We start from the raw sequence: 23332 nt of genomic DNA, 5'->3' as shown, positions 1-23332 counted from the left end.
ATTGCAGGGCTTGCCGGGGCCTCACGCTGACTTCACCAGACCGGAGAACCCGGCGACGGCGAGCAGGCTCAGCGCCCAGCCAACGACCGACTGGAAGTAGAAGTAGTTGATCGCTACGCGCCCGCCCGGCTTGGCGGGGTTCGGCCGCCAGAACGTCCGCTGTCCCATGTCGAGCACCGGCAGCAGCGTGTCGAGCGAGTACATCCAGGGGCTGAAGGCGGGATAGCTCGAGGCCTCCCAGCGCTCGCGGAAGCAGGCGAGCTGGGTCTGTCCGGGCGCTGCCAGCCCCTGCGTCTGGTTGCTGGCGAGGAGTGTGCGCTGCTCGCTGGTCTCGATGCCGCAGAGCGTCCATTCCGGGGCGCGCAGCACGACGGCGCTGTTGGGCATCACTGCGCCCTGGCGCTCGGCATAGGCGAAGATGCCGACCCCCAGAAGCCAGAACATGAGCAGCCAGACGAAGGCCAGCAACGGCTGACGGCCATAGGCGAGCGTGATGCCGAGAACGCCGTCGGTGGCGGTCAGCAGTGCCCGTAGAACCGGATTCTTCGCGCGCTTGCGCCTTGCCTGGCGTTGCAGGCGCTCCTTGACGATGAGCACGGCGCGCGCGTCCTCGCCATGGCCCATCTCTCGGAATACCGAGGCGAGCTGCTCATAAGGCTGCGGCCAGAAATCCTCGCTCCGGCGCTCTGGCGCCTGGCGCGCCAGCCATTCGAGCCGGCTTTCGGCATCGACCGGCCCGTCGATGAAGGCGCCGTAGCGGCAGCGGTTCAGCAGCAGGTCGCCCGGCCCCGGCCAGCTTTCGGGCTCGTCATGGATGGTCCCGATGGTGGCTCCGGTCAGCGCCAGGGTACCGTTCACGGCGGCGCCTTGGCGCAGAAAGAAGGCGCCCTTGATCATGCTGCGGCTCAGCTCCAGCGCCGTGCCGCCGGCAAGGCCGAGGGTCGCGCCGGAAGCGTCGACATCGCCGCCGATCTGCGCGACGCCCAGGCGCGTCTCGCCCTCGATGCGGGCGCTGCGCAGCACGACGCTGCCGCGTACCTCGACTTCGCTCGCCTCGATCGCCGCGCCTTCGTCGCGGGTGATCGCGGCGCCGGCGCAGTCGAGATCGGCCGTCAGGACCGCGCCGGAGAGATTGATCCCGCCGCGCATCGTCGCGCCGCGGGCAAGGACGTTGCGGACCTCGAGGCTCGCCGCGAGCAGGGCATAGCCGTCGGAGACGCGCAGGGTCGCGCCATCGCATTCGAGATTGCCGCCGAGGCGCGCCTGGACGAGGTTGACCTCGCCGCCGACCTCCGCGCCACGTAGATAGACGCCGCCGCGTGCTTCCAGCCGCTCGGCCTGCAGGCCCGGAAGCTGCGAGCCGTCGAGGAAGAGACGGTTGATGATCGCCGCCCGCAGCACCGGCGTCGCTTCGAAATGGCAGTCGTTGAGGCCGATGTCGCGAAAGACGCGGCAGGCTTCGAGATCGAGAATGTCCCTGATCCAGGCGCCACTGATCCGGACACCCTTCTCATGCGGCCGGCAGCCTTCCTCGCCGCCGAGCATGAGGAAGCGTAGGAAACCGGCGCGGACGACCCGCGCCGGATCGGGCTCGCTCGGGCGCGAGCCGTCGCCCAGCCGGTCGAAATTGCCGGTGAGCAGCTTGGCGACGACTTCCTCCTCCGCCGGCAGGAGCGGCCGAAAATCGTCGAGGCGCGCCGTCGGGTTGGCCCATTGGGCCAGCTCGCCTCCCGCTCCGGCGCCCCATTCCAGCGTCATGGATTGGAAGGCGCCGCCGTCTCGGTCGCCGCATGCGCCGCCAGCGCCTCGCGCAGCGCCGCTTCCTTGGTCTCGTCGAAGGAGGTGCGCATCAGCGTGCCGCCGACGCCCTTGAGATCGGCGAGAACCTTGTCGGTGGTCATCTTGCGGATCAGCAGGAAGAGGCCGGCCGAATTCGGCTGCAGCGCTGCCGCGGCATCCTTCATGAACTGGTCGTTGATGCCGACATCGCTGAGCTTGCCGCCGAGCGCGCCCGAGGCGGCGCCGAGCGCCGTGCCGAGCAGGGGAGCCAGGAAGATGAAGCCGATCAGCGTACCCCAGAGCGCGCCCGAGGCGGCGCCGGCGGTGGTGAGATTCAGCATCTGGTTGAGCTTGACCTGGCCCTTTTCGTCCTTGGTCACGACGACGGCGTCGCCAAGCTCGATCAGATATTCGCGCTGGAGAGAAAGGACCTTCTGGCGGACCTCCTCGGCCTTCTGCTCGGTCGGGAAGGCGATGAAGACGAGATCGCTCATCAGTGCAGCTCCATGTTTGCACGGGGGGGACGGCCCTGCATCGCCGCTCCGGCGGCGCGGCCGATGAGAAACTCGGCCAGCAGCGGGACTGGGCGACCGGTCGAGGCTTTGGCGGCGCCCGCGATCGAGGCGGTGCCGGCAATGTCGAGATGCGCCCAGGGATAGGCCTTGGCGAAGCGGGAGAGAAAGCAGGCGGCGGTGATCGCGCCCGCGGCCCGCCCGCCGAGATTGCCGGATTCGGCAGGACTGCTGCCGGGCTGGCCGAAATAATCGTCCCAGAGCGGCAGCTGCCAGGCGCGGTCGCCGGATACGCCGCCGCAGCGCAGCAGTTCGGCGGCCAGCGTCTCGTCATTGGCGAACAGGCCGCTCGCATGCGAGCCCAGCGCCACGACGCAGGCCTCCGTCAGGGTGGCGACATCGATCACGCAGGCAGGCTTGAAGCGCTCGGCATAGGTCAGCACATCGCAAAGCAGCAGCCGGCCCTCGCCGTCATGGGGGCGCAGTTCGATGGTCTGGCCCGACATCGAGGTCACGACATCGCCCGGCCTGCCGCCATGGCCGCCGGGAATGTTCTCGGCGGCCGCGATCAGCCCGACGACGTTGAGGGGCAGACCGAGACGCGCGACGGTGCGCAGCACGCCGAGAACGCTGCCGGCCCCGCTCATGCTGAACTTCATGCCCAGGGCATCGCTGCCCGGAGCCTGAGAGGGCCGTTCGCCGTCGCAGGTCACGCCCTTGCCGACGAGCACGATTGGCTTGCCGCTCCCCTTACGGCCATGGGGCTGCATGACGATGAGCTTGCAGGGGTTTGCCGAGCCGCTGCCGGCCTGCAGAAATGCCCCCATGCCGAGCGCCTCGAGCTCCCGGCGTTCTAGCACCTCTACCGCGAAGCCGAATTCCTTGCCCATATCCCTGGCGGTCTTGGCGAGGAAATCCGGGGTGCAGATGCTGCCGGGCAGGTTTCCGAGATCCTTCGCCAGGGCGACGCCTTCCGCCACGGCGATGCCTTGCCGCAGCGCGAGCACGAGTTCCGAGGTGAGGGTTTCGGGTAGGAGCAGCATGATGCTGCGCATCGGGCGGCCCCGCGCCCTCTGCCCTGGCGCATTGGGGCCGGCCAGGAAGAAGTTATAGCTGCCGTCGGCGAGATGCTGCCCGGCCTGCTGGACCCGCCAGCTGAGCGAGCGCCGCGGCACTTCGTTTTCCGCGAGCGTTACGACCGCCTCGGAGACTACGTTCTCGGTGATGATCTTCGCCGTGGCGGCGAGGGCCCGCCAATAGGCCCGGTCGGAGAAGGCCTCGCGCCTGCCGAGGCTGACCAGCAGCGTGCGGGCGGCGGCCGAGCCCGGCAGATGGTGGAGCAGCAAGGTCGCGCCGGGTGTCTCGTCGAGTTCGCCGCGTGCGACGACCCGCGACAAGCGGCCTGCTGTGGCGTCATCGAGGCGGCGGGCCGAGCCGCTCAGCGGTCCGGAGCTGAACAGGCCGATGACGAGCAACTCCGTCCTCAGTCTGTCCGCATCACCGACTGCGGGGATGATCTCCAGAGAATGTCTCCACGAGGGCATCGTTGCATCGCTTGATTGAGAGGGGCTTTCGCCGGGGAGGGCGGATAAAGCGCTGTTCTCCACGCGCTGCGGAGCGAGGGTTCCTCCTGCTACGAGGGGGGAACTGCCGGGCGTCCGGCCGGCCGCTCCGCTGCCGCGGTACGGCCGGGGGCAGCCGGCGCCGGAAGCTGGCGAATGCGCTGCCCCGGCAGCAGCGCCTGGATGCCGCCGCTGACCACGATCTCGCCGGGAACCAGGCCCTGGGAGACGATCACCTGGTTGGGATCGAAGCGCAGCACGTCGACATTGCGCAGGGAAACCGTCGAATTCGCGGGATCGACGATCCAGACCGCCGGAGAGACGCCCTGCTGGGTCAGGGCGCTCGCCGGAATCGCGATGATCGCGGCCGTGGCCGCCTCGATGGTTCCGACCACGGTCGATCCCAGCCGCATCGCCTCCGGCGGGTCGATCAGCCCGACCCGGACGGCGAATGTGCGCGTCATCGGGTCGGCCTGCGGCGCGATTTCGCGGACGCGGCCGAGCGCGGTCACGGCAGGGGCATCGGCGAGGGTGACGCGGACCGTGGTTTCGCCCGACTTCTTCTCGAGCAGGCTGGCGGGAATGTTGAAGACGGCGTCGCGGCCGTCGTCGCGGGCGAGCTGGGCGATGACCTGTCCGGGCTGGACGACTTCGCCCGGCTCGACATTGCGCGCGGTCACCGTGCCGGCGACGCCGGCCCGCAACTCGGTGAAGCCGAGCCGGTCCTGCGCCAGTTCGAGCTGGGCCTCGGCATTCTCGAGCTGGGCCTGGGCCGCCTCCTGCGCCTTGAGCGCCTGGTCGAAGCGCGGCCGGGTGGTGAAGCCCTGGGCCATCAGCCGTTCCTGGCGCTCGAAGGTGCTGCGCGTGGTGCTGACCTCGCCCCGGGCGGCTTCCAGCGCCGCCTTGGCCGCCGTCAGGGCGTTGCGCTCGAGCGTCGGGTCGAGGCGCGCGACGATCTGCCCGGCGGCGACACGGTCGCCGACATTCACCGGCCGCTCGGTGACGCGGCCGCCGATGCGGAAGGCGAGGCCGACATTCTTCTCCGCTTGGATCTCGCCGCTGAGCTGGATCTCGTTGGCGAGCTTGCCGGCTTCGACCGTGACGACGCGGACGAAGCGCCCTTCGGCCGGCGCGGCCGGCTCGTTCTGGCAGGCGGCCAGCGAGAGCAGGAGAAGCGCTGCGACCGCCGGGCGAAAGCGCGATGCCGAAGGATGGGTCATGACGCAGAAGCCCCCGCGACAGATTTGGCACCGGGCTTTTCCGCCTTGGGTGCGGCAGAGCCACGGGCGAAGACGGCGACATAGAGGACCGGCAGCAGGATCAGCGTCAGCAGCGTCGCGACCAGCAGCCCGCCCATGATGGCGAAGGCCATCGGCCCCCAGAACACCGTCGGCGCGATCGGGATCATGCCGAGCACGGTCGAGACCGCGGTGAGCATGATCGGGCGGAAGCGGGTCGAGGCTGCGTCGAGCGCCGCATCGGTGATGCTCTTGCCGCTCTCGCGCTCGCTCTCGATCTGGCCGATCAGGATGACCGCGTTCTTGGTGATGATGCCGATCAGCGCGAGGATGCCGAGCAGGGCGACGAAGCCGAGCGGCATGCGCGAGAGCAGCAAGGCGCTGACCACGCCGATCATGCCGAGGGGGGCGATGCTGAGCACGATCGCCAGCAGGCGGAAGCTGCGCAATTGCAGCATCAGCACCGTGAACATGATCAGCAGCATCACCGGCACGACGGCGATCACCGAGGCCTGCGAGGTCGCGCTTTCCTCGACCGTGCCCCCGAGCGCGATGCCGTAGCCGGCGGGCAGGGTCTTGCGCAGCTCATCGATGCCGGATGCAAGCCCGTTGACGACGGTTTCCGGCAGGATGCCCGGCTTGACGTCGGCGGCGACCGTCAGGGTCGGGACGCGGTCGCGGCGCCAGATCAGCGGTGAATCGAGCCCATAGCTGAAGGTGGCGAACTGCGAGAGCGGAACCTGCCGCCCGCTTGGCAGCGCGACCTGCATGGTGCGCAGCGTATCGAGCGAGAGGCGGTCGGCGTCCTGGGCCCGCACGACGACGTCGACGAGATAGATGCCGTCGCGAACCTGCGTCACAACCGTGCCGGAGACGACCGCGTTGACGATGCTCGCCAGGGCCTGCGAGCTCAGGCCGAGCCGGCGCGCCTCGTCCTGGTCGACCCGCAGGCGCAGCTCGCGCATGGGCTCGATCCAGTCGAAATTGACCATCTCGGTCTTGGGGTTGGCAGCGATGACCTGCCCGACCTTCATCGCGATGTCGCGCACCTCGGCGATGTCGGGGCCGCTGACGCGGTACTGCACCGGCCAGCCGACGGGCGGACCGAGCTCGAGCGGCGACACGCGCGAGACGACGTTCGGGAAATCCTTGGCGAGCAGCGCCTCCAGCTTCTTATGCAGGCGTTCGCGCGCGGCGATGTCCTTGGCGACGACCACGGCCTGGCTGAAGAACTCGTTCGGCAGCTGGGCGTTGAGCGGCAGGTAGAAGCGGATGGCGCCGCGCCCGACATAGGTGCTCCAGCGCGCGACGTCCGGATCGTCCTTGAGCGTGGCGTCGAGCCGGCTCGCGATGGTCTCGCTCGCATAGATCGAGGCGTTCTGCGGCGCGGTGAGATCGACGAGCAGCTCCGGCCGGTCGGAGGCCGGGAAGAACTGGCGCGGCACCAGGGGCAGCGCCAGGATAGCAGCGGCGAAGAGCCCAAGCGTGACGGCGATGGTGAGCCAGCGCAGGCGGATCGCCCCCGCGAGCAGGTTGCGGAAGCCGCGCTCGACAGGGCCCGGGCCTGCGGCTGCCTTCTTTGGCGCCCGCAGCATGGCGACGCCGAGCACAGGGGCGAAGACGACCGCGATGAAGAAGGAGACGATGAGCGCGATCGTCACCACCGCGAAGAGCGAGAAGGTGTATTCGCCGGCCGAGCTCGCGGCGAAGCCGATCGGGACGAAGCCGGCGATCGTGACCAGCGTGCCCGCCGCCATGGCGGTGGCGTAGCGCTCGAAGGCGAAGGTCGCCGCCTTCTGCTTGTCCTCGCCGGCCGCCAGCCGCGTCACCATCGCGTCCGTCGTCGTCATCGCATCGTCGACGAGCAGCGCCAGCGCGATGATCAGGGCGCCGAGCGAGATGCGCTGCATGTCGATGCCGACGATCAGCATGCAGGCGAAGACGACCGCGAGCGTCAGCGGAATCGAGAGCGCGACGACGAGCCCCGGCCTGACGCCGAGGCTGATGAAGCTGACGACCAGGATGATCGCGATCGACTGCCAGAGCGAGGTCATGAAGTCGGCGATGGCGTCGTCGACGGTGACGGCCTGATCGGCGACCAGATGCGGCTCGATGCCGAGGGGCAGGTCGGCGGTGATCTTCGTCATCGCCGTCTTGATGTTGGCGCCCAGCGCCAGGATGTCGCCGCCGTCGCGCATCGCGATGCCGAGGCCGATGGCCTCGCGGCCGTTGACGCGGAACATCGGCTGCGGCGGGTCGGCATGGCCGCGGCGCACGGTCGCGATGTCGGAGAGGCGGACCATGCGGTCGCCGACCGGGAAGTTGACCTGGAGCAGGTCGGCCTCGGACTGGAAGGCGCCCGAGACACGCAGCGAGATGCGCTCCTCCGGCGTCTGGATCATGCCGGAGGGGCGGACGATGTTCTGGGCCTGCAGAGCGCCCAGGAGCGCGCCGCGATCGATGCCGAGATTGGCGAGTTCGCGCACCGAAAACTCGACGAAGATGCGCTCGTCCTGCGCGCCGATGATCTCGATCTTGGAAACGTCCGGCACGAGCAGCAGGCGCGAGCGCGCCGCCTCGACATGGTCGCGCAATTCGCGGCCGGTGAAGCCGTCGGCGGTAAAGCCGTAGATGATGCCGAAGGTGTCGCCGAAGCGGTCGTTGAAGAACGGGCCAAGCGTGCCGGCGGGCAACGTATGGCGCATGTCGGCGACGAGATTGCGCACGCGGTACCAGGTGTCCTGCACCTCGCGGCCGGGCACGGACTGCTTCAGATTGACGAAGATCGTCGTGACGCCCGGCGTGGTGTAGCTGCGGACGTTGTCGAGCCCCGGGGTCTCCTCGAGCTGCCGCTCCAGGCGCTCGGTGACCTGGCTCAGCATGTCCTCCATGGTCGCGCCCGGCCAGGCTGCCGAGACGACCATGGACTTGATCACGAAGGACGGGTCTTCGTTGCGGCCGAGGCGGATGAAGGCGAAGATGCCGGCCAGTACCGAGATGATCATGAGATAGATCACGACCGAGCGGTTCTTCAGGGCCCATTCCGAGAGGTTGAAGCTCATCGCGATTCCGTCCCGGCCAGGCGTACCTGCTGGCCTTCCTTCAACAGGCTGACCCCGGCGGTGACGACGATGTCACCAAGTGCGAGCCCCTTGCCGATCAGCGCCGTCGCCGGGTCGGCACTGATCACCTCGAGCTTGCGCAACGACACGGTGAGCTTCGCGGGGTCGACCACCCAGACGCTTGCAGCAGGACCCTGCTGCGCCAGCGCCGTGGCGGGAATGGCGATCGCCGAGATTTCGGCTCCCCGGATCGCGCCCGACACCGCCGTGCCGAGCCGGAAGGCTTGCGGAGGCTCGGAAAGACCGACCCTGACCCTGAAGGTCCGGGTCACCGGATCGGCCTGGGGCGCGACCTCGCGGACGCGGCCATTGGCGGTCACGGCCGGATCGCCGGCGAGCGTGACATGGACGCGCGCATCCGGCGGCAGCGCGCGCACGATATCGGCCGGCACCTCGAAGACAGCATCGCGTCCCTCGCGCCGCGCGAGCTGGACGATCATCCGGGCGGGCGCGACGACCTCGCCTGGCTCCGCACCGATGCGGGTGACGACGCCCGGCGCATCGGCCTTGAGGGTGGTGAAGCCGACGATGTCCTCCGCCGATCTGACGCGCGCCTGGGCCGCGTTTACCTGTGCCTGCGCCGCCGTGCGCCCCTGTTCAGCGGCCTCGAAATCGGCGCGGGTCGTGACATTGCGCTCGAGCAGGTGGGTCTGGCGCTCGAACTGGTTCTCGGCCTTGCGCAGCAGGCCCTCGGCGGCAGTGAGGGCGGCGCGGGCGGAGCGCAGCTCGTTGAGCTCGTTCTCCGGGTCGAGGCGGGCGACGACCTCGCCCTCGCGCACGTTCGCGCCGACGCCGACATTGCGTTCGGCGAGCCGGCCGCCGATGCGGAAGGACAGCGCGGCCTGATCCTGCGCCTCGATGTGGCCGGTGAAGCTGATGTCCTTGGCCTCGCGCGGCGCTTCCACCGTGATGGTGCGGACGAGCCGGACGGCAGGCGGAGCCGCCGCCTGCTCGGATTGGCAGCCGGCGACAGTGAGCGCGATTGCCGCGAGCGCAGCCCCCTGCAGCAAGCGGGCGGTGCGGGACTTGTCAGGCGTGCCCATGCTACCGGCCCATGCGCCGAAACGGCCGCTTGCTGCGAAAAAATCGCACCGGTGTCAGCGCGCAAGCAGACCTGATGTCCTGCAAGCCGTTAAAAGGCATCATCTTGTTCCTCTGGCAACCGCACGACGACGGCGCGGAACCTCGCGCCGGGCAAGGTCCGTCGCACCGCGCGCTTCGGGTGACGGTAGGAACGCTACCAACAGAGCGGCAGGGGCGGATTAGCTCAGAATCCCAACTCTGCGCTGGTCATCCCAATCTTTGGACCGGCTGCTCGGCATCGCCTGCGAGGGGCAAGCCGAGCGAAGTCCTGCCCCTGAAGCCAAGCGCGACCGGGATCAGCAACAGGAAGCCGGCAGCCGAGACGGAGGCCATCAGGCAGTAAACATGCTCGCCCCATTCGCCGTAGAGATAGCCCGCCAGCGTGGTCAGGACGGCCATGATCCCGGCCCAGCTGGCTGCCAGCCAGGCTTGCGCCTGAGCCAACATCCCCGCGGGAGCGATCCGCGCGAGCAGGAAGACGCTGCTCAGATGCGTCGCTCCGAAGGTCAGTCCATGGGTGAACTGGAGGAGGACCAGGAAGCCGATCTGCGGATCCTGAGCCATCCCGGCCCAGCGCAGCGTCGCGACCGCCGCGCTGGCGGCGAGCAGGGCGGCCGCACCGGCAGAGCCTCGTACGACATAGCCGAGCAGGCTGAAGAAGGCGATTTCCGAGACGATGCCGGCGGCCCACAGGGAGCCCATGGCTCCGCCGGATATGCCGAGGCTTTGCCAATGCAAGGTGCTGAAACCGTAGACCGCGGCATGGCTTGCCTGGACGAGGCTCGCTCCGGCGATGGCAAGAACGAGCAGATGCGGCCTTTCAAGTTTCCCGACCGGTTGCATCGGGGTAACCGCGCGTTCCGGGACGCGCACGACCGCCACGGCAACGGCTGCGAGCGCTGTCACCAAGGCCGACAGAAGCAGCATTCCGATAATCGACGCGGCAGGAAGCCAGTCCAGCATCCAGCCGACAGAGAGGTTCGCGATCGCGAAGCCGGCCGAGCCCCAGAGCCGGATGCGCCCATAGCGCAGTTCCGGAGTCTGCAGCTCCTTGAGGCTTCGCAAGGTGACGGCGTCGGTCAGGGCGATCAGCGGCCCTTGGGCGAGCGCAATGGCGATGACCAGCAGGAGGATGGGCAGGAAGCCGCCGGCAAAGGCCAGCAGCCCCGTGCCGATGGTGACCGTCACCGCACAGATGACCAGGGCGGCTCTCGCCCGCCCGCTGCGGTCGGCCAGCGCGCCGACGACCGGGTTCGCGATGATGCGGGCGAGGAGCGGCGCGGCCAGCACGATGCCGATGGCTTCGTCGCTGAGCGCTTGCGCCCGCAGCCAGAGCGGGAAAAACGGCAGGTTGACGCCGAGCTCGAAGAACAGGGCGGCGTAGAGAAAGGAAAGGCGGCCGGTGGCCGCTTTCATGCCTCTTGCTCGGCGTCGACCGGGCCGGTCTCGGGCGGGCGGACGTCGAGGGGCGTGGCGGACAGCTTCGTCAGGCTCCGCTCGCGCGCTTCGCTCGGACTATGGCCGAACTCGCGGCGGAACGCCCGGCTGAAGGTCGAATGGTCGACGAAGCCGACCTCGTTGCCGATGATGTGGATCGAGGGAGCATCGCGGTGTGAGCTGAGCCGGCGATAGGCTTCGCGCAATCTTTCGCGATTGATGAAATGGGCGACGCCGCCAGTGCTCTCGAAAAGACGATAGAGCTTCGAGCGCGACATCGCCATCAGGCGGGCCAGTTGCTCCGGGCCGAATTCGGGCGAGGCCATGTTCTGGCGCACGACGAGACGGGCGCGGTCGATCAGGAGCGAGCTGAGGGACGCGTCGGCCGTTTCGGAGCGCTCGGCGCGCGGGGCGATGCAGGCTGCGACGAGGGCTCGGGTCGCCGTGGCCAGGCCCTGCGCCTGTGCGGGCGGGATGTGCGGCAGCTGCCGGGCGAGGTTGTCGATATAGCCGGCGAGCAGCGCTCCGAGCTGGGGGTTGATGTCGAGATCGTGGGCCTGATCGAAGTCCTCGAGCTCTTCCCGGCAGAAATCGCGCGGCAGAAACAGCGTCAGCACCTCCGTATCCTCAGCCTGGCCTTCGAAGGGCAGGGCGAGCGAGCGGAAGCTGAGGCTCTCCTGTCGCGTGGCCTCGTGGGATGGCGAGCCGTTCCGAGGCGCATGCGAGCGCGCCAGCACGACGCACCAATGGTCGAGGAACGATCGCGGCCGGTGCCGCCAGCGGCGGGCAGGCGCGTTGGCGTACAGTGTCCGCGTCAGGACGACGTTGCCGAACGTCCAGGACGAGAACTCGGCCGCGAAGCTCTCTGAAGCCTCAACGGTCGGCAGGAGATCGATCGTGTCTGCGAGCAGGTCACGCCAGGCATCGAACTGATCTTGCGGCGGAAGATCCCTGGTCGAGAAACTCTGGGCGAAGACTGGCATGACCGAGCGTCGCGGGTTGGGGTTTGAGAGTGCTGTCACGGCATCTTCCTCCCAGCCGCGTGAAGCCAATCTATAGCGTGATGATCAATGTTGTCGGTGCTCAAGGGAAGGCCAAAAAATGGGCCGTCCTGTATTGGCGTCTGCAGATGCTCAACTTTCGATCAATTTGATTTTCTTATTCTAATTCCGAACCTTCAACTGCGGAAGGCCAGAGTCCGATCGCATACGTTCTCTATCAAACGTTTAGAGGGAGGAAGCAACCGTCGGGTCGGCTCGACCTGACGTTGCTCGCTCCTAGCGTATCGATGCCGCGTCGAAGATCCGGATCGGCGCGGTGACGAGCAGGCTTGCCGCCGAGCCGAGCGCATCTGCCGCGGCAAGCGGCGGCGAAACATCCGAATCGGTGACCACCTGTCCCTGCAGCAAGCGGTCGCCGATCAGGCGGACCGCCTCAGGGCTGGCGGCATAGAGATCGTGATTAATGCGGTCGCCGGCATTGATGGCGGTGAGATCGAGCACGGTGATGCCCGACAGCCCGGCCAACTGCTGCTGGTATTCGTCGCGGGTCAGGTCGATGCCGCCGAGGCGCGTGGCACCCCTGGAGATGAAGCGCGAGAGCTGCAGCGCCCGATCGTGCTGTGCGACGAACAGGGTGATCTGCGGCCGCCGCTTGCCCATGTCCTCGACCTGGCGCCGGAACACGCCGACATCGAGATCGGGCGAGGCGAGGATGAGGTTGCTGATCTTGCGGGGCACGCCGCCTTGCTCGAGCGCGAGCTGGCGGATGGCCTCGACGGCCGGCCAGCTGCCCATCGAGTGGGCGAGAATGACGATGTCGCTGACGGACGGGCTGTTCGCAGCGGCCTTCAAGAGATAGGCGAGGTCCGAGCGCGAATAGGAGGCGTTGTCGAAGTCGCGGCTGTAGTCGAGCAGATGGCCGCGCGAAGGCCAGGAGAAAAGGGCCGGGAGCGCATTCGCATCGGCATCGTGCGCCAGTTGCGCGAAGCGGAAGACCGCCCGGTCGAAGGGCGTGTTGAAGCCGTGCACGAAGACGAAGACGCGCCGCTTCCGGCCATTCGCCTTGTTGAACCAGGACGCCAGCTGCGGCTTGGCGATCGGCGTCACCGAGCTCACGGTGAAATCCGTCTCCGGATTGCCCGGGACGGAACGCGGCAACTGGATGGTGCCGACCTCGCGGTCGCGCGGGATCGAGACGACGATGTTGGAAAAGGAAACCGTGTCTCCGCGTTCGCCGCTGAACAGGACGCCCGGCTCGGCGGATGGCGCACGTGTCGTCGCGGTGAGCATGTTGACCCGGTCGGTGCCGGGCACGGGCGGCACAGTCTGCAGCATGCCGCGCGGCGTCCCGGCGCAGGCGCCGAGGCCGAGCGCGCAGCTCAAGGCCATGACGGCGTGTCGCCAATGGCGACGGTTCTGACCCGGTGTCACCGCCATGCCTTGGGACGTCGACGCCGGGCGGCGGGAGCGTGAGATAAACAGCACAAGAGAGCTTCGCTTCGATTTCCGCGCATCGGTGTCACTTCGGCCATCCGCGCTGCGGCTGTGAATCGGAGGCTCACTCAAGGTCATGACAGGATAAAGAAGCCATCCCGCAGCAGCAAGCGCGTGGAAGCCGAGCTTTGGCAGGCTCTCGGCGATAACTTTGGGACAGGCGGCCCACTTTTTGGGATTCTGTGCCGATGCCCATTCCGCAAGGCGATCTAAGTTCCCGAGGACGTGCATCGGGCCTGCCCGGTCGTCACGATCCTTACGACGCAGTCCTTCCAGGGTGCGCCAATGCCAGGCTCGGGGGAAAAGGCACCATGACTGTCGAGAGCACCGCACCCAAGACGACGATGCAGCGATTTCTCGATACGGTCGAGAAAGTCGGGAACATGGTGCCCCATCCGGTCATCATCTTCCTGATCCTGATCGGTATCGTGATCGTGCTCTCCGCCGTGCTGAGCCTGTTCGGCGCGGCGGTGACCTTCGAGCGGATCAACCCCGACACGCACAAGGTCGAGACGGCGAGCACGGCGATCCGGAGCCTTCTGAACGTCGAAGGCATCCGCTTCATGTATTCGTCGCTGATCCCGAACTTCATGAGCTTCACCGCGGTGGGGCTGATGATCGTCGCGATGATCGGCGCCGGCGTCGCCGAGGAATCGGGCCTCGTCACCGCGCTGATCCGCAAGCTCGTGATCGTCTCGCCGGCCTGGGCGCTGACCTATATCCTCGCCTTCGTCGGCATCCTCGCCTCGATCGCAGCGGACGCCGGTTATCTCGTGCTGATCCCGCTCGCCGGCATCGCCTATCTCGCAGTCGGGCGGAATCCGCTGGCGGGTCTGGCGCTCGGCTTTGCGGCCGTCGCCGGCGCCTTCACGGTCAACATGCTGATCAAGCCGCTCGACGCGGTGCTGGTCGAGTTCACCAACGACGCGGCCCGCCTCGTCGATCCCAACCGGACGATCGGCCTCGCCTCCAATCTCTGGTTCTCGATCGCCTCGGTGATCTTCCTGACCGTCGTCGTCGCCTTCATCACCGACAGGATGATCGCACCGCGCCTGGGCGCCTATGATCCCTCAAAGGCGGCCGAGGGCACCACGACCGAGCAGGGTGCCGTGCTCTCGGAATCGGAGTCGCGCGGCCTGCGCTATGCCGGCTTCGGCATGCTCGCGCTGATCGCGGTCTTCCTGGTGCTCACCATCCCGTCCTGGGCGCCGCTCCGCAATCCGACGACCGGCGAGCTGATCGGCAACTCGCCCTTCATGAACGGGCTGATCGCGCTGATCATGCTGATGTTCCTGGTCAGCGGCTGGTGCTACGGCATCGGCGCCGGCACGCTGCGGACCCTGACCGAGGTGATCGCGGCGATCGAGAAGTCGATCAAGAGCATGGGCGGGACGATCTTCCTGTTCTTCGTGCTCAGCCAGTTCGTCGCCTATTTCACCTACACCAATATCGGCACGGTGATGGCGCTGAGCCTGTCGGGCGTCCTGCAGGCGGCCAATATCGGCGCATTGCCGCTGCTGCTCGGCTTCATCGTCGTGGTCGCGATCATCGACCTCCTGCTCACCGGCGCGATCGCCAAATGGGCGATCTTCGCGCCGGTCTTCGTGCCGCTGCTGATGAAGCTCGGCGTCGAGCCGGAGGCGGTGCTGGCGGCCTATCGCGTCGGCGATTCCCCGATGAACGCGATCACCCCGCTCAACGCCTATTTCGCGCTCGTCGTCGGCTTCGCCCAGAAATACGACCGCAATGCCGGCGTCGGCACCATCGTCTCGCTGATGCTCCCCTATGTGGTGTGGATGTTCGTGCTGTGGACCGCCCTTTTCGCGGTCTGGAAGGTGCTGGGCTTGCCCTGGGGCCTCTGATCGAACGCCAGTTCCGCACTGAAGAGCCAATCCAGACCCAAACCTCGGATGGATGTCATGAGCACTGCCAATATTCCCCTCGACGTCGAAGGCGCGATCGGCCACCTGATGAACTTCCTCTCGGTCGAGGGCGTCACCGGCGAGGAGGCCGCAATCGCGGCCGCGGTCAGCGAAGCGCTGAAGAAGGCCGGCGTGCCTGCTTCCGCGATCCGCTTCGACGATGCCAACACGCGCATCCCGGTGCCGACCCAGACGGGCAACCTGATCGTCGATCTGCCGGGCACCAAGACCGGCCCGCGGCTGATGTTCTCGACCCATCTCGACACGGTGCCGCTCTGCGCCGGCGCCAAGCCGAAGCGCGAGGGTGACCGGATCGTCTCCGATGGCACCACAGCGCTCGGCGGCGATGCCCGCACCGGCGTCGCGCTGCTCGTCGTGCTGGCCGAGACGCTGATCAAGCACAAGCTGCCGCATCCGCCGATCACGCTGCTGTTCACGGTTCGCGAGGAGAGCGGTCTGCACGGCGCGCGCGAGCTCAACCCGGCCGAGCTCGGCGGGCCGGTGATGTGCATCAATGTCGACGGCCAGCTCGCTTCCGAGCTGATCATCGGCGCGGTCGGCCAGGAGAACTGGGAAGTCGAGATCAAGGGCAAGGCCTCCCATGCCGGCGTCGCCCCGGAAAAGGGCATCTCGGCGACCCTGGTCGGCGCGCTCGGCCTCGCCGAGGCGAAGCGCACCGGCTGGTTCGGCAAGGTCGTCAAGGGCGACGAGTTCGGCACCAGCAATATCGGCATCTTCGGCGGCAAGAACGGCAAGCCGGCCGGCGACGCCACCAATGTCGTCACCGACTATGCCTTCCTGAAGGGCGAGGCACGCAGCCCCGAGCTCAGCTTCGCCACCAAGATCGTCGACGGCTACGAGGCGGCCTTCGCCAAGGCCAAGGCCGAGGTGACCGACCATGAGGGCGAGACCGCCGAGGTGACCTTCCGCCGGGCGGCTGCCTATCCCCCCTTCAAGCTCGCCGACGACGCGCTGGTCGTGAAGCGCGCGACCAAGGCGCTCGAGCTGCTCGGCATCAAGCCGACCTATCTGTTCTCGAATGGCGGGCTCGACGCGAACTGGCTCGACAAGGCCGGGATCCCGACCATCACCATCGGCGCCGGCCAGGCCGAGATCCATACGATCAAGGAATACGTCAAGCTCGACGAATACGAGAAGGGCTGCCGTCTCGGCATCCTGATGGCGACGCTCGAAGACTGAGACGGATCGAGCGGGACGGTGACGGCCCAAGCAGACGCAACAAGGAGCTGAGCGCGTGAGCCCGATTGCCTATACCGCCCTGATCATCGCAGTCGCGGTCGTCCTGTTCGTCACGAACAAGGTGCCGGTCGTGCTGGTGGCAATGGGCACGGCGCTCTCGCTCTGGGCGACCGGCGTGCTGACCCTGCCGCAGGCGCTAGGCGGGCTCGGCGACCCCGCCGTGATCTTCATCGCGTCGCTCTTCATCATCAGCACCGCGCTCGAGGTCACGGGGGTGACGGCCTGGGCCGGTCAGCTTCTGATCAAGGGCGCGGGCGAGGAGAGCCGAACGCGCCTTCTCCTGCTGACCATGACCCTCGTCGCCCTGCTGACCGCGCTGATCAGCGTCAACGGCGCCGTCGCGGCGCTGATGCCGGTCGTCGTGGTCATCGCGGTGCGGCTGCGGCGGAACTCGTCGCAGCTCTTGATGCCGCTCGTCTTCGCGGCCCATGCCGGCTCACTGCTGGCGCTGACCGGCACACCCGTCAACGTGCTCGTCTCCGAGGCGGCGGCCGATGCCGGCGTCGGCGGCTTCGGCTTCTTCGAGTTCGCGCTCGCGGGCATCCCGCTGCTGCTCGGCTCGATGGCGATCATGATCCTGTTCGGCGAGAAGCTGCTGCCCCAGCGCAACGGCGCGACCATGCCGGCCGACTTCAGCCGGCATGCGCGCACGCTGGTCGAGCAGTACGGGCTCGCAAGCGGCGTCTTTCAGCTCCGCGTGCGTCCGACCTGCCCCTATATCGGCCAGCCTGCGACCGCGGTCGATGTCAGCGGCTTTCCCGGCTTGCAGTTCGTCGCGATCCAGGAAGGCGAGAGCGGCGGCCCGCTACGCCGCGGGACGATCGCCGAGGGCGACTTCATCCTCCTGCGCGGCGAGGCCGAGGCGGCCGCTAACCTCTCGGTCAAGATGCACCTCGCCTTCCGCGACGAGGGTGCCGCGGCCGGCGAGGGCGAGGAGACGCTGTTCAACCGCCGCTCCGGTCTCGCCGAGGTGGTGATCCCGCCGCGCTCGGGCCTGATCGGCCAGAGCGTGTTCCCGGGCATGGTCACCGAAAGCGGCGACCTGATCATCCTCGCCGTCCAACGCGCCGGCAACGAGGTCGTCGCCGCGAGCGCGACCAGCGATGGCGGCGGCATCGTACTTCAGACCGGCGACACCATGCTGCTGCAGGGCACCTGGAAGGCCCTCGACACCCATCTCGACGATCCCGACGTGCTGGTCGTCAGTTCGCCGGAGCTCGTCCGGCGCCAGGCGGTGCCGATGGGCCCGGGCGCCAAGCAGGCGATCGTCATCCTGTTCGCGATGGTGCTGATGCTGGCGACGGGCATCGTGCCGCCGGCGGTGGCCGGGCTGCTCGCGGCCGGCGCCGTCATCCTGTGCGGCATCATGAATGTCGAGCAGTCCTATCGCGCGATCTCGTGGACGACGGTCATCCTGGTCGGCGCGATGATGCCGCTCTCGACCGCCATGGTGGAAACCGGCGCCGCCAAGATGCTGGCCGAGCGGCTGGTCTACATGGTCGGCGATGCCGGGCCGATGGCGCTGCTTGCCGGACTGTTCGTGCTGACCGCGATCATGGGCCAATTGATCAGCAACACCGCGACGGCGCTGATCGTCATCCCGATCGGCGTCGCGGCCGCGGCCAGCATGGGCATCTCGCCGCGCCCTGTGCTGATGAGCACGGCGGTCGCGGCCGCCGGCGCCTTCCTGACCCCGATCGCCACACCGACCAACCTGATGGTGATGGGGCCGGGCGGCTACGCTTTCGGCGACTACTGGAAGCTCGGCCTGCCGCTGCTGATCTGGTTCTTCGTGGTCGCGGTCTTCATCGTGCCGCTGATCTGGCGCTTCTGAAGCGCGGCTGCCGCGGCAGCTGCCGATCTGCCTCCCATCGCCGGCCGGCGCGAACACCGCGCCGGCCGTTTGCTGTTTGCCGCTGGGGCATGAAGTTGACCTCCGGCTCGTTCCCATTCGACAATCTTCGCCGTGCGGAAATGCGCATAGCGCGGTGCGTGCTGCTTTGGCTTACTCGCGAGTAAGGTCATGAACAGCGAGTACGAGCGCTGGAGATACCGCGGCGATCAATGATCGCGGGCTCGACGGGAGGATGCGATGAACGAAGCCGGGGCTCCTGTGCTCCTGGCGGTCGAGGGGGCCGTTGCGGTCATCACCCTCAATCGCCCGCAAGTGCTCAACGCGATCGACGCGGCGACCGCGCGCGCCTTCGGCGAGGCCGTGGCTGATATCGCCGGCAATCCCGCCGTGCGCTGCGTGTTGTTGCGCGGCGAGGGTCGGGCCTTCTGCGCCGGCGGCGATGTCTCCCGTTTCGTCGATGGCGACCCGCTCGGTGCGGTCGAGGCGATCATCGATCCGCTCCATGCCGCGCTGAAGCAATTCGATTCCCTTTCCGTACCGACGGTCGCCGCGGTGCAGGGCGCCGCCGCTGGCGCCGGCTTCAGCCTCGCCCTGGCCTGCGATCTCGCGCTCGCCGCCGACGATGCTGTGTTCACCCTGGCCTATGCCCGCATCGGAGCGAGCCCGGACGGCTCGGCGACCTACCGGCTGCCGCGGCTGGTCGGGCCGCGCAAGGCGCTCGAACTCGCCATGCTGGCAGAGCCGGTCAGGGCGCCCGAGGCGCTCGCGCTCGGCCTGGTCAACCGCGTGGTGCCCGCCGCGGCGCTGCAGGACGAGGCGCTAGCGCTGGCGAAGCGGCTCGCCGCCGGTCCGACCGGAGCCTATGGCCGGATCAAGGACCTGATCGGCCATTCGCTCGACAATGCGCTCCCCGCGCAGCTCGACCGCGAGCGCGAAGCCTTCCTCGCCGGTGTGCGCACCGCCGACTTCAAGGAGGGCGCGAGCGCCTTCCTGGCGAAGCGGCCGGCCCGGTTCGAAGGGCGCTGAGATGATGGCATTGCAGGCGGGCCCGGTAGCTCGGCCCATTCTGGAGGTCGCGGGCGTCTCGCTCGCCTTCGGCGGCGTGCGCGCTTTGACCGACGTCTCCTTCCAGGTGCCGGAAGGCTCGATCACCGCGGTGATCGGGCCCAATGGCGCTGGCAAGACCTCGCTGTTCAACACGATCTCCGGTTTCTACCGGCCGCAAGCCGGGCAGATCAGTTTCGCTGGTGAGAGCCTGACCGGCGTGCGCGCCCCTGAGCGCGCCGCTCGCGGGCTCGCCCGTACCTTCCAGAACATCGCCCTGTTCCGCGGCATGACCGTACTCGACAACATCAAGCTTGGCCGGCACGCGCATCTGCGCACCGGCGTGCTCGACGCGCTGTTCTACTGGGGCCGGGCGCAGAAGGAGGAGCTCGAACTGCGGGCCGAGATCGAGGAGCGGATCATCGACTTCCTCGAGATCCAGCACATTCGGAACGCCTCGGTCGCCACCCTGTCCTACGGGCTGCAGAAGCGTGTCGAGCTCGCCCGGGCGCTGGCCATGCGCCCGCGCATCCTGATGCTCGACGAGCCGGTCGCCGGCATGAACCGCGAAGAGACCGAGGACATGGCCCGTTTCATCCTCGACGTGAAGGAGGAATGGGGCGTGACCATCCTGATGGTCGAGCACGACATGGGCATGGTGATGGACATCTCCGACCATGTCGTCGTGCTGAACTTCGGCCAGGTCATCGCCAGCGGCACGCCGCGCGAGGTCCAAGGCAATGAGGCGGTGATCGCGGCCTATCTCGGCGCCGGCGATATCGGCGAGCTGTCGCGCCGGATCAAGGCGGAGGCGGTGTGATGGACACGCTCTTCCTCTTCGAAGTCACCTTGGCCGGGCTCGGCGCCGGCGCGCTCTATTCCCTCACCGGTGTCGCCTTCGTGCTGATCTACAAGGCGACCCGCGTGGTCAACCTCGCCATCGGCGAGATCCTGATGCTGGGCGGCTATGCCTTTCTCGGCTTCGCCGCCGGGCTCGGCCTGTCGCCCTGGCTCGCTCTGCCGCTCGCCATCGCCGCCGGCGGTGTCCTCGGCTGGCTGGTCGAGCGCACCATGATCCGGCCGATGCTGGGCGAGAGCCCGATCTCGGTGTTCATGGTGACGATCGGCCTCGGCTCGATCCTGGCCGGCGTCGTCCAGCTCGGCTGGGGCGCCGATCCGCTGCGTCTGCCGGAGTTCCTGCCGAATGCGCCGATCTTCATCGGAGAGGCCTATCTCGCGCCCAAGGTCGCGTTCGGCTTCGCCGCGGCGGCGATCGTGATCGGGCTCTTCCTCGCCCTGTTCCGCTTCTCCCGCGGCGGCGTCGCGCTGAAGGCGACGGCGGCCGACCAGGGCGCCGCCTATTCGGTCGGCATCGATGTGCCCCGCGTCTTCTCGGTGGCTTGGATCCTTGCCTGCGCGACGGCAGCCGGCGCGGGCGTGCTGGTCGGGGCGATCGGCGGAATCTCGCCGACCATGGGCGTGTTCGGCCTTTCGGTGCTGGTCGTCGTGATCATCGGCGGGCTCGATTCGATCGCCGGGGCGCTGGTCGGCGGCCTCCTGATCGGGCTGGTCGAGGCGCTGGCCGGCGCCTTCCTCGGCGGCGAATTCAAGCTCGTCGTCACCTTCGCTTTGCTGCTCGTGCTGCTGATGGTCCGGCCCTACGGCCTGTTCGGCACGCATGAGATCGAGAGGCTCTAGCGCCATGCGGATCGGCACGCTCAAGACCAGCTATGCCGCCGACGAGGCGCTGTTCGATAGCTCCGTGCAGCGCACGCTTCTGGTGCTGCTCGCGCTCGCTGCGGTCGTCTTCCCCTTCGTCGCGAGTCCGTACTGGCTCTTCCTCGCCTGCCTCTGCGCCATCAATGTCGCGAGCGCGACGGGGCTGAACCTGCTCACCGGCTATACCGGGCTCGTCAGCCTGGGGCAGGCGGCGTTCATGAGTGTCGGCGCCTATACGGTCGCGGTGCTGGAGATCCGGCTCGGCACGCCGTTCCTGCTCAACCTGCTGATCGGCGCGGGGCTCGCTGCGATGATCGGCATCCTCGTCGGCATTCCCAGCCTCAAGGTGAAGGGGCTCTATCTCGCCATCGCGACGATCGCAGCCTCGGTCATCCTGCACTTCCTGTTCTCGCACTGGTCGCTGACAGGCGAGGCACGGGGCCTGTCTATGCCGCCGGCGCGGTTGTTCGGGATCAGCCTCGACCAGCCCTTCTCGCTCTACTGGCTGATCATGCCGGTGACCTGCCTGATGGTCCTCGGCGCCGCCAACCTGCTGCGGACCCGCATCGGGCGCGCCTTCATCGCCATCCGTGACCGCGACATCTCGGCCGAGGTACTCGGCATTCCCCTGCTGCGCTACAAGCTGACCAGCTTTGCGATCTCGTCCTTCTATGCCGGCCTCGCCGGCGGGCTCTGGGCTTATTTCTTCCGCGTCGTCACGCCGGAGAGCTTCCCGCTGGTCAACTCGATCTTCTACCTCGCCGCGATCATCGTCGGCGGCATGGGGACGATCCTCGGCGGCATCCTCGGCGCGGTCTTCATGACACTGGTGCCCGAGCTTCTGAAATTCGTCGCGAACTGGGCGACGCCGATCTACCCCGATGCGCTCGCGGCGCTGGCGCCGGTGCGCACCATCGTCTTCGGCGGGCTGATCGTCGGCTTCCTGATCTTCGAACCGCGCGGCCTCGCCGAAATCTGGCGGCGGGTGCGGCGCTTCTTCCATCTCTGGCCCTTCAGGACCTGAAGGCGCACGGGTACGTGCCTTTGACGAAACGGCCGTCGCCAAGAACGGCCACATCAGCGGGAGGACGATAATGAGCAAGATGAAGTTGAACAGGCGGGAGCTTCTGGCCGGGACGGCGGCAACGGCCGCGATGGCCTTCGGAATGGGGCCGCTCGCGGCGCAGGAGGGCGGCGACATCGTGCTCGGCGGCTCGATCCCGCTGACCGGCGTCTTCGCCTTCGCGGGCGTCGGCATCCATGCCGGTATCCAGGACTATCTCAAGATCCTGAACGATGGCGGCGGCATCAAGGGCCGCAAGATCAGGTATGTCGCCGAGGACACCGCCTACAAGGTCGACGCCTCGGTCGCCGCCTTCAACAAGATCACAAGCCAGGAGAAGGTCTCGCTCTATTATGGCGACTCGACCGGTTTCTCGAAGACGATCAATCCCGAGCTCGAGCGCCGCGGCACCATGATCATGGCCGGCGCCTCCTTCGCGACCGAGCTCAACGATCCCAAGAAGTACCCGCTGCAGTTCATGGCGGGGCCTGACTACACCGAGATGTTCGGCATCCTCCTGCGCTACATCGCCAAGGAGAAGCCGGGCGCGCGCGTCGCCTTCGTCTACTCCGACACCGAGTTCGGGCGCGACCCGATCGTGCCGGGCGAGGCGGTCGCCAAGGAGCTGAAGCTTACCGTCGTCGAGAAGATCGTGACACCGCCGGGCAGTGTCGACGTCTCGACCGAGGTGCTGAAGCTGCGCCGTGCCAATCCCGACTTCACGATCTTCCACGGCTATGTGCTGGCGCCGATCCCGGAATTCGTCACCCAGGCGAAGCAGATGGGCATGAAGAGCCAGTTCATGGGCACCTTCTGGACCATGGACAACTCGACGGTGCAGCGCATGGGCGACGCCGCCGACGGCTTCATGGGCGTGATGCCCTATCGCTACTATTACGACAAGGACGGCACCTCGCCGATGCTGGAGAAGATCCGGCAGATGCGTACCGAGTACCAATCGACCGGCTATCTCCAGGGTTTCGTCACCGCGATGCTGATGGCCGAGGCGGTGAAGCGCACGCTCGACGCCGGCAAGGAGCTGACGGGGGCGCACCTCAAGGCCGGGCTGAACAGCATCAAGGACTTCGACACCGGCGGCCTGTTCGGCGTGCCGATCTCGATCCCTGGCAATTCCGTGCCGGTCGGCCGGATCTATCGCTTCGACAGCAAGGCCAAGCAGATGCTGCCGGCCTCCGACTGGATCAAGCTTTGATCCTCAGGCGCAGGGCGAGGGGCTGAAG

17 protein-coding genes are annotated in these 23332 nt (G+C 67.7%); 8 read left to right on the top strand and 9 right to left on the bottom strand.

Features of this window, described 5'->3' with window-relative positions; genetic code table 11:
• Positions 1-21: 21 nt before the first annotated feature.
• The 9 genes from AC1REK_RS25040 to AC1REK_RS25000 form a co-directional block, all read right to left on the bottom strand.
• The gene (locus AC1REK_RS25040; protein ID WP_492269860.1) at positions 22-1758 is read right to left on the bottom strand and encodes a hypothetical protein; all 1737 of its coding nucleotides are present in this window, start codon (positions 1756-1758) and stop codon (positions 22-24) included.
• The gene (locus AC1REK_RS25035; RefSeq protein ID WP_492269859.1) at positions 1755-2273 is read right to left on the bottom strand and encodes a DUF1269 domain-containing protein; all 519 of its coding nucleotides are present in this window, start codon (positions 2271-2273) and stop codon (positions 1755-1757) included. Before AC1REK_RS25035 ends, AC1REK_RS25040 begins: the two co-directional genes overlap by 4 nt.
• Positions 2273-3835 (bottom strand): leucyl aminopeptidase, encoded by a 1563-nt coding sequence (locus AC1REK_RS25030; protein WP_492269858.1) that lies wholly within the window; start codon positions 3833-3835, stop codon positions 2273-2275. The genes AC1REK_RS25035 and AC1REK_RS25030 overlap by 1 nt, the downstream gene beginning before the upstream one ends.
• A gap of 89 nt (positions 3836-3924) precedes the next feature.
• Positions 3925-5073, bottom strand: coding sequence for an efflux RND transporter periplasmic adaptor subunit (locus AC1REK_RS25025; protein WP_492269857.1), 1149 nt, complete (start codon positions 5071-5073; stop codon positions 3925-3927).
• Positions 5070-8153 carry an efflux RND transporter permease subunit gene (locus AC1REK_RS25020; protein ID WP_492269856.1) on the bottom strand — a complete coding sequence of 1028 codons (3084 nt, stop codon included), beginning with the start codon at positions 8151-8153 and terminating at the stop codon, positions 5070-5072. Before AC1REK_RS25020 ends, AC1REK_RS25025 begins: the two co-directional genes overlap by 4 nt.
• Entirely contained in the window at positions 8150-9256 is a 1107-nt protein-coding gene (locus AC1REK_RS25015; protein WP_492269855.1) for an efflux RND transporter periplasmic adaptor subunit, read from the bottom strand. Before AC1REK_RS25015 ends, AC1REK_RS25020 begins: the two co-directional genes overlap by 4 nt.
• Before the next feature lie 247 nt (positions 9257-9503).
• Positions 9504-10712 carry an MFS transporter gene (locus tag AC1REK_RS25010; protein WP_492269854.1) on the bottom strand — a complete coding sequence of 403 codons (1209 nt, stop codon included), beginning with the start codon at positions 10710-10712 and terminating at the stop codon, positions 9504-9506.
• Positions 10709-11755, bottom strand: coding sequence for a helix-turn-helix domain-containing protein (locus tag AC1REK_RS25005; protein WP_492269853.1), 1047 nt, complete (start codon positions 11753-11755; stop codon positions 10709-10711). Before AC1REK_RS25005 ends, AC1REK_RS25010 begins: the two co-directional genes overlap by 4 nt.
• Positions 11756-12010: 255 nt before the next feature.
• Positions 12011-13123, bottom strand: a complete 1113-nt coding sequence (locus AC1REK_RS25000) for an alpha/beta hydrolase (protein ID WP_492269852.1) — start codon at positions 13121-13123, stop codon at positions 12011-12013.
• A 416-nt stretch (positions 13124-13539) separates the two neighbouring features.
• Here AC1REK_RS25000 and AC1REK_RS24995 point away from each other — a divergent pair, with 416 nt between their 5' ends.
• From AC1REK_RS24995 to AC1REK_RS24960, 8 genes are all read left to right on the top strand, one after another.
• Positions 13540-15090: an AbgT family transporter gene (locus AC1REK_RS24995; protein WP_327521809.1), complete on the top strand. Its 1551-nt coding sequence runs from the start codon at positions 13540-13542 to the stop codon at positions 15088-15090.
• 48 nt (positions 15091-15138) lie between these two features.
• A complete protein-coding gene (locus tag AC1REK_RS24990; protein ID WP_492269851.1) occupies positions 15139-16350 on the top strand; it encodes a M20/M25/M40 family metallo-hydrolase in 1212 nt (403 codons plus the stop codon).
• A 55-nt stretch (positions 16351-16405) separates the two neighbouring features.
• Positions 16406-18244 (top strand): SLC13 family permease, encoded by a 1839-nt coding sequence (locus tag AC1REK_RS24985; RefSeq protein ID WP_316020243.1) that lies wholly within the window; start codon positions 16406-16408, stop codon positions 18242-18244.
• A gap of 258 nt (positions 18245-18502) precedes the next feature.
• Positions 18503-19291, top strand: a complete 789-nt coding sequence (locus AC1REK_RS24980; RefSeq protein WP_492269850.1) for an enoyl-CoA hydratase-related protein — start codon at positions 18503-18505, stop codon at positions 19289-19291.
• A gap of 1 nt (position 19292) precedes the next feature.
• Positions 19293-20129 carry an ABC transporter ATP-binding protein gene (locus tag AC1REK_RS24975; RefSeq protein WP_492269849.1) on the top strand — a complete coding sequence of 279 codons (837 nt, stop codon included), beginning with the start codon at positions 19293-19295 and terminating at the stop codon, positions 20127-20129.
• A complete protein-coding gene (locus AC1REK_RS24970; RefSeq protein WP_327521805.1) occupies positions 20129-21007 on the top strand; it encodes a branched-chain amino acid ABC transporter permease in 879 nt (292 codons plus the stop codon). The genes AC1REK_RS24975 and AC1REK_RS24970 overlap by 1 nt, the downstream gene beginning before the upstream one ends.
• Before the next feature lie 4 nt (positions 21008-21011).
• Positions 21012-22052, top strand: coding sequence for a branched-chain amino acid ABC transporter permease (locus tag AC1REK_RS24965; RefSeq protein WP_492269848.1), 1041 nt, complete (start codon positions 21012-21014; stop codon positions 22050-22052).
• Positions 22053-22122: 70 nt separating this feature from the next.
• A complete protein-coding gene (locus AC1REK_RS24960; RefSeq protein ID WP_492269847.1) occupies positions 22123-23304 on the top strand; it encodes an ABC transporter substrate-binding protein in 1182 nt (393 codons plus the stop codon).
• The last annotated feature ends 28 nt before the right edge of the window (positions 23305-23332 follow it).

This window comes from Allobosea sp. GW823-FHT02B03 (genome assembly GCF_058797755.1).
Note: the sequence above shows the minus strand (reverse complement) of the source record. Positions and strands in the feature narration are given on the sequence as shown.

Excerpts from the sequence above, each read along its gene's own strand:
- AC1REK_RS25030 (WP_492269858.1), bottom strand. The coding sequence starts at position 3,835 with ATGCCCTCGTGGAGACATTCTCTGGAGATCATCCCCGCAGTCGGTGAT.
- AC1REK_RS24975 (WP_492269849.1), top strand. The coding sequence starts at position 19,293 with ATGATGGCATTGCAGGCGGGCCCGGTAGCTCGGCCCATTCTGGAGGTC.
- AC1REK_RS25025 (WP_492269857.1), bottom strand. The coding sequence starts at position 5,073 with ATGACCCATCCTTCGGCATCGCGCTTTCGCCCGGCGGTCGCAGCGCTT.
- AC1REK_RS25035 (WP_492269859.1), bottom strand. The coding sequence starts at position 2,273 with ATGAGCGATCTCGTCTTCATCGCCTTCCCGACCGAGCAGAAGGCCGAG.
- AC1REK_RS24960 (WP_492269847.1), top strand. The coding sequence starts at position 22,123 with ATGAGCAAGATGAAGTTGAACAGGCGGGAGCTTCTGGCCGGGACGGCG.
- AC1REK_RS24965 (WP_492269848.1), top strand. The coding sequence starts at position 21,012 with ATGCGGATCGGCACGCTCAAGACCAGCTATGCCGCCGACGAGGCGCTG.
- AC1REK_RS24970 (WP_327521805.1), top strand. The coding sequence starts at position 20,129 with ATGGACACGCTCTTCCTCTTCGAAGTCACCTTGGCCGGGCTCGGCGCC.
- AC1REK_RS25010 (WP_492269854.1), bottom strand. The coding sequence starts at position 10,712 with ATGAAAGCGGCCACCGGCCGCCTTTCCTTTCTCTACGCCGCCCTGTTC.
- AC1REK_RS25000 (WP_492269852.1), bottom strand. The coding sequence starts at position 13,123 with ATGGCCTTGAGCTGCGCGCTCGGCCTCGGCGCCTGCGCCGGGACGCCG.
- AC1REK_RS25015 (WP_492269855.1), bottom strand. The coding sequence starts at position 9,256 with ATGGGCACGCCTGACAAGTCCCGCACCGCCCGCTTGCTGCAGGGGGCT.
- AC1REK_RS24995 (WP_327521809.1), top strand. The coding sequence starts at position 13,540 with ATGACTGTCGAGAGCACCGCACCCAAGACGACGATGCAGCGATTTCTC.
- AC1REK_RS25020 (WP_492269856.1), bottom strand. The coding sequence starts at position 8,153 with ATGAGCTTCAACCTCTCGGAATGGGCCCTGAAGAACCGCTCGGTCGTG.
- AC1REK_RS24990 (WP_492269851.1), top strand. The coding sequence starts at position 15,139 with ATGGATGTCATGAGCACTGCCAATATTCCCCTCGACGTCGAAGGCGCG.
- AC1REK_RS24980 (WP_492269850.1), top strand. The coding sequence starts at position 18,503 with ATGAACGAAGCCGGGGCTCCTGTGCTCCTGGCGGTCGAGGGGGCCGTT.
- AC1REK_RS25040 (WP_492269860.1), bottom strand. The coding sequence starts at position 1,758 with ATGACGCTGGAATGGGGCGCCGGAGCGGGAGGCGAGCTGGCCCAATGG.